This is a genomic window from Brevibacillus sp. FW306-2-1A-C05A (assembly GCF_058781555.1).
Map to the genome: position 1 here is coordinate 1 of NZ_JBYSWV010000080.1, position 11,835 is coordinate 11,835.

The 11,835-nt window shown below is 49.4% G+C and carries 7 protein-coding genes and 2 pseudogenes; 4 read left to right on the forward strand and 5 right to left on the reverse strand.

All coding sequences use genetic code 11. The annotated features are described in order from the left end of the window. Window positions 1-364 precede the first annotated feature (364 nt). Both AC3WJN_RS24820 and AC3WJN_RS24825 read left to right on the forward strand, forming a co-directional pair. The gene (locus tag AC3WJN_RS24820; RefSeq protein WP_007784418.1) at window positions 365-892 is read left to right on the forward strand and encodes a hypothetical protein; all 528 of its coding nucleotides are present in this window, start codon (window positions 365-367) and stop codon (window positions 890-892) included. Between the two features lie 302 nt (window positions 893-1,194). Further along, a complete protein-coding gene (locus AC3WJN_RS24825) occupies window positions 1,195-1,749 on the forward strand; it encodes a cupin domain-containing protein (protein WP_007784420.1) in 555 nt (184 codons plus the stop codon). An 82-nt stretch (window positions 1,750-1,831) separates the two neighbouring features. On the opposite strand, the gene AC3WJN_RS24830 is transcribed toward AC3WJN_RS24825, so the two are convergent. From AC3WJN_RS24830 to AC3WJN_RS24840, 3 genes are all read right to left on the reverse strand, one after another. Continuing rightward, complete coding sequence (locus AC3WJN_RS24830; protein ID WP_007784422.1) at window positions 1,832-3,463, reverse strand: amidohydrolase; 1,632 nt, start codon at window positions 3,461-3,463, stop codon at window positions 1,832-1,834. Between the two features lie 63 nt (window positions 3,464-3,526). Further along, window positions 3,527-4,873, reverse strand: a complete 1,347-nt coding sequence (locus AC3WJN_RS24835) for an APC family permease (protein ID WP_007784423.1) — start codon at window positions 4,871-4,873, stop codon at window positions 3,527-3,529. 327 nt (window positions 4,874-5,200) lie between these two features. Next, window positions 5,201-5,854 carry a CocE/NonD family hydrolase gene (locus tag AC3WJN_RS24840; RefSeq protein WP_081494715.1) on the reverse strand — a complete coding sequence of 218 codons (654 nt, stop codon included), beginning with the start codon at window positions 5,852-5,854 and terminating at the stop codon, window positions 5,201-5,203. On the opposite strand from AC3WJN_RS24840, the pseudogene AC3WJN_RS24845 reads away from it, so the two are divergent. Beyond that, window positions 5,808-6,308, forward strand: a pseudogene (locus tag AC3WJN_RS24845) (IS1595 family transposase); the annotation flags it as partial. The gene AC3WJN_RS24840 and the pseudogene AC3WJN_RS24845 sit on opposite strands and share 47 nt — an antisense overlap. 257 nt (window positions 6,309-6,565) lie before the next feature. Here AC3WJN_RS24845 and AC3WJN_RS24850 read toward each other — a convergent pair. Continuing rightward, window positions 6,566-7,780: an IS256 family transposase gene (locus tag AC3WJN_RS24850; protein WP_122953491.1), complete on the reverse strand. Its 1,215-nt coding sequence runs from the start codon at window positions 7,778-7,780 to the stop codon at window positions 6,566-6,568. Window positions 7,781-7,864: 84 nt separating this feature from the next. Between AC3WJN_RS24850 and AC3WJN_RS24855 the strand changes: the two genes are divergently transcribed. Then, a complete protein-coding gene (locus AC3WJN_RS24855; RefSeq protein WP_433947787.1) occupies window positions 7,865-10,306 on the forward strand; it encodes a DEAD/DEAH box helicase family protein in 2,442 nt (813 codons plus the stop codon). 485 nt (window positions 10,307-10,791) lie between these two features. Here the strand turns inward: AC3WJN_RS24855 and AC3WJN_RS24860 are convergent. Beyond that, a pseudogene (locus AC3WJN_RS24860) lies at window positions 10,792-11,760 on the reverse strand (IS256 family transposase); the annotation flags it as partial. Window positions 11,761-11,835 lie beyond the last annotated feature (75 nt).

An 11,835-nucleotide genomic window follows, 5' to 3' on the forward strand; every position in this document is an offset into this window, starting at 1 on the left:
TTTTTGGGGTTGGGGTGGGGCTTTCGCTGGCGGCTGGCAGCGACTTTTTGGTGTTAGGGCGTGCCTTTCGCTGGCGGCTGGCAGCGACTTTTTGGTGTTAGGGCGTGCCTTTCGCGGGGCGGCTGGCAGCGGCTTTTGGCGTTGGGGCGGACCTTTCGCGGGCAATCCGGCTGGCGTCCTCTGTGACGGCGGTCGAACTTCCTGCGTCTTTATCCAGAGACAAGCTCTTCGTCAGCAAAAACGAAGTTGAAATATGCCCCCCTGCCCACCCGTACGGGGACTATGCTTAGAAAGGAGCACAACCAATGAACGGCTTGTTTCGCAGCATCCTTGTATTGGCGATAGGCTTGTTAGGACTAACCGCGTGTTCGCAAACGACAGGTCCCGCGTCGGAGACTGTCTCTGTGCCCCTGCCGCCACAGCCACCCGTCTCTCTCTACCACAGGCAGATGACGTCGTGGCCGCCACGCACCGCGTTGTCGAGTACGATCTGAACGGAAATGCCTTGCGGGAATTGTACAAGGCCCGAGAAGTGATTCCTTCCTTTTCCGTCTCAAAGGATGCGAAGCTAGCGCTGGTCAGAAGTGCGCCCATGGTCCATAAACAGCGGGAGAACTACTTGCACTACCTGGGTTCAGGCAAAAAAGAGAAGCTGGACCTTCCCGAGTTGGGGAGAATCGAGGAAATGTACTTGTCTGTTGACAAACAAGGGTTTTACTTCGCTGGAACTGTGAAAAACCCGCCCAAGCATCTGGCCCCTGTCGCCGGAGCATTGAACGGCCTGTATTACTACGACTTTGCCACCCGCACGATCACCCTGCTCTTTTCCAGGCCAGATACTTACATCAACAATTTTGTGCTGCTGGACGGCGCTTCGGCGGCGGCGCAATAAATGCGGGAGGGCAGCTTGGCAGAGTTCTTCGGCAAAAATACGGCGGCTTTTTGCAAGAGATAGCGAGCATGCTTCCATAGGAACAGCGTGGGAATGGCAAGCGATGGGGTGGCAACTTTCTCAAGCGAGGGGACAGCGACTTTCTCAAGCGATGAGCCAGCGACTTTCGCAAACGCCAGGCGGTGACGAACAGGCGGCGATCGCCTGTGCGCTCTGCTCTGTTTTCGATTTTTGGGCTCTCGCTCACATGGGCATCCGCATATGGTAATCGGGAGAGCAAAACCCGCGAAAGGAGCAACACGATGTACCCATCGTATTATCACCATCCATGGCATCCCGCCGCCATGCCGGTCAACTGGAATCAGCCGTATTGGGAGCACTACTGGCTTCCGGCCTACTCCCATTGGCATGCAAGCTGGGAGGGCGGCTGGAATCGCGTTGAGCTGAAAGACTACGGCCCTCATCCACTGGCGATCAACATTGATGAAGCTGCGAAGCAAAATACAAACTATCGCACCGCCCTGTGGACAGGGAAGCATTTGCAGGTGACGCTGATGAGTATTCCCGTGGGCGGAGACATTGGCTTGGAAATCCATCCGGACACCGATCAGTTCCTCCGCATCGAAGAGGGCCACGGGCTTGTGCAAATGGGGCCGCGAAGAGACAGGCTGGACTATCAGGCCAGACTGAATGACGACTATGCCGTGATGGTCCCGGCAGGAACGTGGCACAACATCATCAACACCGGAAACGAGCCGTTGAAACTGTACACGATCTACGCGCCGCCCCATCATCCGCACGGAACGGTGCACCGAACAAAAGCGCAGGCCGCAGCAGAAGAACGCCACCACTCCTGAATGTGAATGCGTCAGCCCGAAAAAAATCCCAATCTCTCGCGTGGATAACGAGAAATTGGGATTTTGTGTTGGGGATGGCCGCCTACTTTTCGACGAGTGTTTCCGCCTGCTCAAAAACTACCTTTCCATCGAAAATCGTCAGCCGCACTTTCGTATCCGGAATTTCCTCCACCGGGATGGCAAACAGATTGCGCTCCAGGACGGCGATGTCAGCGAGCTTGCCCGCCTCCAAAGTCCCCAGCTCGTGCTCGCGGAACGTCCCATATGCCGATCCGGCTGTGTACGCCTTGAGCGCATCGGCGAGCGAGATCCGTTCATGCGAATGCCAGACGTTTTTCCCGCTGCTGTCGATGCGGGTGACGGCGCGATACACTTGCAAGAGCGGCTGCAATATGTCGATCGGGAAGTCTGTGCCAAACGCCAGTCTCGCTCCGGCCTGCTGCAGCGTGTTGATGGAGAACACATGCGGTTCCCGCGCCAAACCGATGCGCTCGGTGTACACGCCCCGCTCGGACATGGCAAAATGGTCGGGTTGCATCGAAGCGGTCACATCCAGCTCCTTGAACCGGGGAATGTCGTCCGGGTGGATGACTTCCACGTGCTCGATGGAGTGGCGAGAGTCGCGCTTGCCGTTTGTTTTTTGCGCTTCCTCGTAGGCGTCAAAGGCAAGCCGGATCGCCCCGTCTCCGATGGCGTGGAAGCGAATGGAAAAGCCTTCCTTGTCGGCCTCCACCACCCATTTTTTGATCGTCTCCGGCGGAAACGACGTCTCTCCGCGCGTATCCGGCTGGTCGGCGTACGGCTCCAGCAAATAGGCGGTACGCGCCGTAATGACGCCGTCGATGAACTGCTTCAAGCCCGACACTCGCAGCTTGTCTGACTGGTACGTCTCCCGCAGCCTTTTCGCCCGCTCCAGGTCGCCGTCCAGGGCAGGCCAGAGGTGAAGCCGCGCCGTCAGCTCCCCTGTGTCCTCGAACTCCTTGAACAGCTCGTAATCCGTCAGCATATCCATCGATTCTGTGGCGAACAGGTCGTGCACGGCAGTGACGCCGAGACTCGCTGCGTGCGCCAGGAAGTTTTTGAACAGCTCCTGCTTCTTTGCTTTTGTAAAATGATAGGCGTGCTTGACGACGGCCCCCATCGCTTTTTCGTACAGCAGGCCATCCGGCTCTCCGGTTTCGTCTTTGCCGATAATCCCGAAGGCAGGGTCTTCCGTATTCCGGTCGATGCCTGCAATCTCCAGCGCCTTGGAGTTCACCCAGACGTAGTGGCCTTCGGCGTGGAACATGATCGCAGGCCGATCGGGGACAACCCGGTCGAGGGAGTAGCGATTCGGCAGTCGCTGCGTGTCCCAGTAGCCGGCATCCCAGACCGCACCGATGACCCACGGTTCATTCGGCTTCGCTTGCGCAAATTCGCGGATGATCTCCAGCGCTTCCGCTTCGGAGCGGGCGGAAAACAGCATCGCGCTTTCCATCATCACCGCTCCGTGCATCACGTGCAGATGGAAGTCGTGAAACCCTGGCATGACGAGCTGATCCTGAAAATCGTATCGTTTTGTCTCTTCCCCTGCGTACTTGCTGATTTCTTCCTTGGAGCCAACCGCGATAATCCGGTTGCCCGCGATGGCAATAGCGGCAGGCTCCGGCCGGTCGGAAAGCCCGGTAAAAACGGCGTTGCTCGATACAATCAGGTCGGCTGTTTGCGTGGTCATAAATATCCATCCTCTCCAGATCGTGTTTGCTGTGAAAAAACGTTTGCCTCATTCCGTACGCCTTTAGTGCACCTCGTCGACAGTGAGCATAGGGGGCGGCTGCCTGAACATTTTCGTCAGCCCCAGTAGATAAAGAAAGCCGATCAGCAGCCAGCTTCCCCCGAGCAGCAAGGAGTGTTTGTCCAGCTTGACAAAAAACAGGCCGATGAGCGCCGCACCGATCAGCGGCAGGAGCAAGTATTGAATCGTGCCTTTGAACGATCGCTGTTTCTCGCGAATGTAGTAATGGGCAATCACGGCCAGATTGACGAAGAAAAAGGCGAATAAGGCCCCGAAATTGATAAACGATACGGCCGTCATGAGATCGAGAAACAGCGCGCTCATCGCGACTACGCCGATGAGGACGATATTCGGAATCGGCGTGCGGAACTTCGGCGACAAATAGCCGAACACTTTTTTCGGCAAAACATTTTCCCTGCCCATCGCGTACAAAATGCGCGAGGCGCTCGTGCCTGACGCTACGGCGGAGGCAAAACCCGCTGTCAGCCCGACCGCAATCACAATGCTCGTAAACACGTTTCCGCCGATGTACGCGGCAATCTCCAAGTAAGCGGAGTCGGGATTTTGGAAGGACTGATACTGCGGGAAAATGAGTTGCGCGAAATAAGAGCCGGAAATAAACAGCAGCCCGCCAATCAGCGTAATCATGTAAATCGCTCGCGGCAATGTTTTCGTCGCGTCCTTCGTCTCCTCCGAAAGCGTCGTCACCGCGTCAAAACCGAGGAAGCTGAAACAGAGCAGCGGAACGACGGACAAAAGCGTCGGAACGTTGATTTTTGCATCGTAAAAGGGCAGCGTCGAGAACAGTGTCCCTGCCCCCTTGCCGTTTTGCAGTCCGTAAATCGCCAAAACGAAAAACAGCAGGAAGACGAACAGTTGCAAAAACAGCATGTACGTATTGAACTGTGCTGCCAGCTTGATCCCGAGAATGTTGACCGCCGTAATGACGGCAACAAACGAAACGATCCAGACGAACAACGGGACGGAAGGAAAGAAGGCGGACAGCGAGATGCCGATGAGCAGCGAGCTAATCATCGGGCTGAACATGTAGTCGATGATGATCGTCCAGCCGACGATAAAGCCGACGTGCGGGCTGATCGTTTTTTGCGTAAAAGTGTAGGCCGCTCCCGCATTCGGAAACGCTTTTACCAGTTGCGCATAGCTGTACGCCGTAAACAGCATGACAATCAGCGCAATCGCATACGCCGTGGGCATCATCCCGTTTGTGCTGTGTACGGCAACACCGTAGGTCGAAAAAAACGTTTGCGGGGCCATGAAAGCCAGCCCGAAAAAGACGATGTGTTTCAAGGTAAGCGAGCGTTTCAGCGTTGGTGCAGTCGGATGCTCCATAGATCAATCCCCCAGTTCTTTTGCTAGGCTCCTCTCCTTTTTCGAGAAGTTGTCCTCTGCATATTTTGTACCAAGTCTGATTATTTAGGAATTTCAGTTTATTTTCACCCTGTTTCGAAACGTTTTTGCCGTAGCATCTATGCAATCGCGCATCGGCAACCCATTTTTGCATAATCAGATCAGAAAACTTGGCTGCGACAAGCCATTGGTACAGCCTTAGTTGCACGTATGCTGGCACGAGAAAAAACGGCTGCCGAACTTGCTGGCAGCCGCTGTTTCATGATTGGCATGTGCTGGCGAAAATTCGCCCTGTGCCTGTGCCGCCTGCTACCTGTTTTTTGGCAGCAAAGGAAGGCGAATGTGGCTCGGGTGCTGTTCATCGTGGTAAATGTGCTGCCGGGCCACCACCGTCTCGGTTTCCGTCGCCAAATCTGTCCCGGTGTTCGGATTCGGGAACGAAAAGTTCTCCGCCCCGGACGTGACACAGACCCGAATGCGGTGGCCTTTTTCGAAGACGTTGGCGATTTTGCCCATGCGGATTTCGTAGCGCTCAATCTGGCCTGGCTCAAGCAGCTTCGGCTCGGCAAAAGAATGACGGTAGCGGGCGCAGATGATTCCGTCCGACAGCCGGATGGAGTTGCCCTCTTCATCGACGTCGCTCAGGCGCACCAGCCAGTCCGTATCCCGCGCAGAGCTTGCCGCGTACAGGACAGCCGAGATTTCCCCCGCGATCGCGACGTCTTCCTGCAACGGCTCCGAGGTGTAGACTAGCACGTCCGGGCGCTTTTCGACCTCCCGGTAATTTTCCGGCACGCTGTTTTCGTTTTCGGACAAATCGAGCAAATAAGGCGCGGCGTCCAGCGGGTCAAACAAGTACGCGTCGGCTGGCTCGTTGCCCGGAGCCGCGAGCGTCAGAGCGCCGTCTCCCGCGCTCTTGGGTTGTGTCCATTGTGGTAGTACATCGGTTAAACGGAACGGTATCTATCGCTCAAGACAACGCTATCTATGTAATGATTGTGGAAAATCTTTCAATGATCTGACAAATACGCCATTTTCAGGCTCTCGATACCCTGAAAAATGGGTGAAATACATTGAATTAATGGTAGAGGGATATACCCTACCAAAAATCGCTGAAAAACTCCAAATACACATTTCTACTGCCTTTTATTGGAGGCATAAAATCTTGAACGCATTAGGAAGTCTTGGCTTTAATCAACTGCAAGGTATCGTTGAGAGTGACGAAACCTTCTTTCGTGAGTCTATGAAAGGTAGAGAAATCACTCATAGAAAATCCAAGAAACGAGGTGAAAAAGACGAAAAAAGAGGAATTTCCAACCTTAAAATTGCTGTTGTAGTTGCACAAGACCGTAACGGTAGTGTGATTGCTCGAAAAGCAGGAACAGGTCGTGTAAGAGCTGAAGAAATTGACACTGTTCCGTTGGCTTGAATTAGGCAAGTATTTGGCATTTGAAAAACGTGTTGAGCAAATGCTTATTTCAGCGTGTCAAAAATCGACCAACACCACAGTCGAGTCTGTCAAGATTTTTGTGTAAACGTGAAAACGATGCTTCATATGTCGGGCTTGACATGGAGCCACTGGCGGGCATGAGTTCTTGCGATTGGGCGATGGAGAAGTTCACACCATCGCAAGGCAAAGTAGCCTATCATGCCCGCCCCTCCATGTAAAGCCCTTCATCGAATCTGTACCCGTTCTGGGAAATGTACAGTCAACTGGAGAAGGATTTGCCCCCAATTTTGGACCCGCCCTGTCCACTTCCGAATGACATCCATCGTCGCCAAATATAGCATTTTGAGTAGCGATTCATCCGTCGGAAAGATACTTTTTCCCTTTGTCACCTTCCGGAGTTGTCGATGGTAGCTTTCGATCATATTCGTTGTATAGATGAGCTTGCGCAACTCAGGGGAGTACTTGAAAAAGGTCGCCAGTTCATCCCAGTTACTCCGCCACGACCGGACAATCAGGGGATACTGTTTTCCCCAGGTCTCCTCAAATTGATCCAATTCCAGGAGAGCCGCCTCTTCCGTTGGGGCCGTATAGATCGGACGCAAGGCCGTAGTAATCTTCTTCAAATCCTTGTACGACACATATTTGATGGAATTGCGGATCTGGTGGATGATACATTTTTGAACCTCCGTTTGCGGATAGCTGGCTGCAATGGCTTCGCTGAAGCCTTTTAAATTGTCTACACAGATAATCAAAATGTCCTGAACGCCACGATTTTTCAGATCCGTCAACACATGTAGCCAGAACTTGGCTGACTCGTTTTCTCCGATCCAGATGCCAAGAACGTCCTTATAACCTTCCAAATCAATGCCAATGACCATATAGGCGGCTTTGCTGATAATTTGCCCGTCCTGTTTTACCTTAAAATGAATGGCATCCATGAAAACAACGGAATACACGCTTTGCAGCGGGCGATTTTGCCATTCCTTGATAAGAGGTAACAGTTTAGCTGTTACGTTGGAGATAAGGGTCGGGGATACCTCAAGTCCATACAGATTGTGCAAATGATCCTGAATATCCCGTGTGCTCATGCCTTTGGCGTACATAGAGACGATTTGATCTTCAATACCCGTTACATGTCTCTGGTGTTTCTTGACAATCGCAGGTTCAAATTCTCCAAGACGATCACGGGGAATCGTGAGATCCAACTCCCCATACTCAGACGTAACCGTTTTTTTGCTATAGCCGTTCCGACTGTTTTTCGTCTGCTTCTGCTTGCTGTCATGCTTGGCATAGCCCAATTCGGTATCCAATTCGGCCTCCAACATTTCTTGCAGTGTTTCTGCAAAAATGTCCTTCAGGGCTTTTTGAACATCCTCCATGGTTTGCAAGTTGTGTTCTTTGATAAGTTGGCGCAGCTGGTCTTTTGGAATGAGTCCCATGTGTTCTCTCAACCTCACTTTGTTTCATTGTAATGGAATGTGGAATGAGAGTTTACACAAAATATTTTACAGTCCCGTGCGTTCATTACGTATTTATTTTTAGAAAAAGGATTAAAGAATTTCTTCGTACTAGCACCTAATCTGACAATTTACAACAAACTTATACAAGATTTCACTCCTAATACACCGAAGTACGTTTTCAAAGGTATTTCACAATTTACTACCAATCCCCCAGTTATTATTACTGGGGAAAATTATGAAGAAGCAAAAAGCATACGTAATTCATTATTAGATACTAGCGAAGAAATTCACATAAACATATTTAACATATCAAAGATAAACTCTGAGGTGCGTGGGGGGAAAGCCCCGAGAATAAAACGTCTAAGTGAGTATATAGGTCAAAGCTATTTTGAATACCTATCTTCACTCCCAGATTTGGTACTCTTAATGGATGAATCCCACCGCTATAGGGCATCTGCAGGTGTAAAGGTATTAAATGAATTAAATCCGGTATTAGGTTTAGAATTAACGGCAACACCTCAGGTTGAAACGGGAACAAGAGCAATTCCATTCAAAAATGTTATTTATAGCTATCCTCTACATAAAGCAATGGAGGATGGTTTTGTAAAAGAACCGGCGGTGGCGACTCGAGAAAACTTTAATCCATCTCAGTATTCTGAAGATCAATTAGAAAGAATAAAGCTTGAAGATGGTATTACGATTCATGAAGAAACAAAAGTTGAATTAGAAGTATACGCTAGACAAAATAAACAACCGATTGTAAAGCCTTTTGTTCTAATTGTTGCTCAAGATACAGATCATGCGACCCAGTTAATGAAAATAATTCAATCTGATGAGTTTTTTGACGGACGGTACAAAAACAAGGTTATTACTGTACATTCAAACCAACGTGGGGAGGAGAAAGATGAGACAATTCAACAGTTAATGGCTGTAGAAGATCCTTCTTCGGAAACTGAAATTGTTATACACGTAAATATGCTTAAGGAAGGTTGGGACGTTACTAACCTCTATACTATTATTCCTTTAAGAGCGGCTAATTCTAAAACCTTGGTGGAGCAATCCATAGGTAGAGGATTAAGGTTGCCATATGGCAAAAGAACTGGAGTACCGTCTGTGGATCGCTTAACTATCATAGCCCATGATAAATTTCAAGAGATCATTGATGAAGCAAACAATCCAAACTCAATTATTCGACAAGGGGTAGTAATTGGTAAAGACGTAGCAAAGGAACAGAAAAAAGCAATTACCGTGGCACCAATTCTTGAAGAACGAGTAACCCAGAAAATCGAGGATCAAATCCAGGAGTTATTTAATGATAAAATGAATGAAACTCCAAATCAGACCCCAACATCAACAATACGACAAGTAGTTGAACTGGTTCAAAAGAGGGTTGAATCATTAGAATATTTACCTACCTCTAAGGAGTTGAGTAAAGAAGAAGTAAAGCAAAGAATAATAAGAGAAGTAAAAGAGGCCTATCTTTCTGAAGAACTTGACCTATTCCCAGAAGAAAAGGACAATTTAGTCAAACATACTGTAGAAGTGTACGTTGAACAGTTGATCAAGCACACGATTGACATACCCCGTATAATAGTACAACCAGTAGGTGAACTTGCATGGGGGTATCATGACTTCGATCTTGATACAAGTGGCATCCAACTCCAACCAGTTGAGGACGATATTCTAATACAACATTTACGTACACATGAGCGGGATACGATAAAGCGTAAGGATTTATCTTATCAAGAAGAGAAATTAGAAGATTATCTTGTGTCTGCATTAATGGACTTCCCTGATGTATCTTACGATGATCATGCTGACCTACTTTATAAGTTAGCTAGTCAATTAGTTCAGCACCTCAGAAGCTATTTGGCAGATGATCGTGCTGTAGAGAATGTGTTGATGTACAATCGCTTGCGTTTAGCTGATCTTGTACATCTGCAAATGAAGGATCATTTTTATCAACTAGCTACTGATTATGAGGTTAAAGTTAGTAAGGGATTTGAACGGCCAAAAGAAGTGCATTATACCACTATTCTAGAGGAAGGTGTTCGTCATTTCCGCCAGCAAGTCGAAGACAAGTCTAAAATCAAAAGCTTGGTATTCGGTGGTTTCTTAAAGTGCCTTTATCCTACCCAGAAATTTGATTCAGACAGTGAGCGTCGCTTTGCTGTTATATGTGAGAATGATGCAAATGTTTTAAAGTGGTTTAAGCCTTCACTTGGCCAATTAAAGATTTATTATGGTCATAGTTCTACGTACAATCCAGACTTTGTTGTGGAAACAACTTCTCATAAATACATTTGTGAAATCAAAAGTGAAGCAGAGATGGATGATAAGGTCGTTCAGGATAAAGCTAAAGCCGTAGTAAATTGGTGTAAGCATGCTTCTGAGCATGAAAGACAGCACGGTGGTAAGGAATGGTCGTACCTTCTTATCCCACATAATGAAGTTCAAGAGAATATGACTATTGAAGGTTTTAACGCGAGATATATTAGAAAGTAAGGATTCAAAAAAGTAAAGTTATGAGGTAGGAAGGGAGTAAATTTCCCTTCCTACATTTTTTCATTATGGAATCTACAAAGTAATAACTTTAATGGCTAGATGTGAATTATGACAGATGCACTTGAATAGGATACACCCCGGTTCTGTATTAGAGAAAGCACCACAATAGGTGCTTTTATTGTTTATTAGGAGGGGGTTTAACGGCAAGTAGTATCAAAATTGTAGTTTTGTTGGTCTGTTTAATTGATGGTAATGGGTAGCCATGATCAAGTCCATATTTGTGTGTAAAATTGCCCTCGGTTAGAATGCCCCCTTCCGTCCCCCGAAGGGGGAGACGCAGGGAGCACACCCCCTGCACCCCGTCACTCGCCGTATGGCAGGCCCAGCAAGGGATTGCTGGGTTTTTCAAAAGTGTGTTTCATTCAGCCTGTCAAGGCTAAAAATGGAACGCTTCGCGGCCTTGACAGGCTTAGATGCGGTGTTTATTAGCCGATGCGAGTGACTTTGGTATGGGAGGAGATTGGGGATTGTCCTTGACGCCATTCAAGATATTCTGTCATGTCCAAATACTTTTTGCCGCTAGCCCATTTCTCGTCCGTTTCCATGAGCAAGGCCCCTATCAAGCGGATGGCAGACTCTCGATTCGGAAAAATCCGAATCACGCGTTCACGGCGGCGGATTTCCTCATTCAACCGCTCCATCGGATTGGTGGTGCGAAGACGCTTGCGGTACTTTTCCGGTAATGCCAAGACGGCTGTGACATCTTCGAAGCCTGCTTCCAGGACAGCCATGGCCTTCGGCGCTTTCGTTTCATACTCCTCCAGTACCTTCTCTAACAGCATCCGTGCCGTCTTTGCATCCGGTGCCTCCAGAATGGGGCGAATCCGGCTATGAATCTCGTCCTGCAAGGATTTGGGTGTGGCGTCAAGAATGTTGCGCATGAAGTGCGTCTGGCATCGCTGCCAGGTCACCCCTTGGAAGTTCCTGCGGATGGCTCGAACCAACCCTCCATGGTCATCCGACACAATCAGATCGACGCCTTTAAGCCCACGGCTTTTCAGCCAGCCAAAAAATTCGCTCCAGCTGGCCTCCGACTCGCTGTCGCCGAGCATAACGCCCAATACCTCCCGGTATCCATCGGCATTGACACCGATCCCGATGAGAGCGCCCCGTGACCGCACCCGCCCTTCTTCGCGTACTTTCAGGTACAGGGCATCGACGATGACAAAGGGGAACGAAGAATCGTGTAGCGGACGGTTGTTCCAGGCGTTCACGATAGGATCCAACCGCTTGCACAGATCGGACACGGTCGATTTGGAAAACTCCGTACCGCACAATTCTTCTGTGATCTGGGCCACCTTACGGGTAGACACACCGTTGACGACCATCTCCATGAGAGCCAGCACCAGTGCCTGTTCGCTGCGTTGATAACGGGCGAACAACTCGGTGGAGTACAATGCTCCCATAGGCTGAGACACGGGAGCGTGATAAATAAGTTATAATGAAGCCATGGAAAAACGGAACCGATA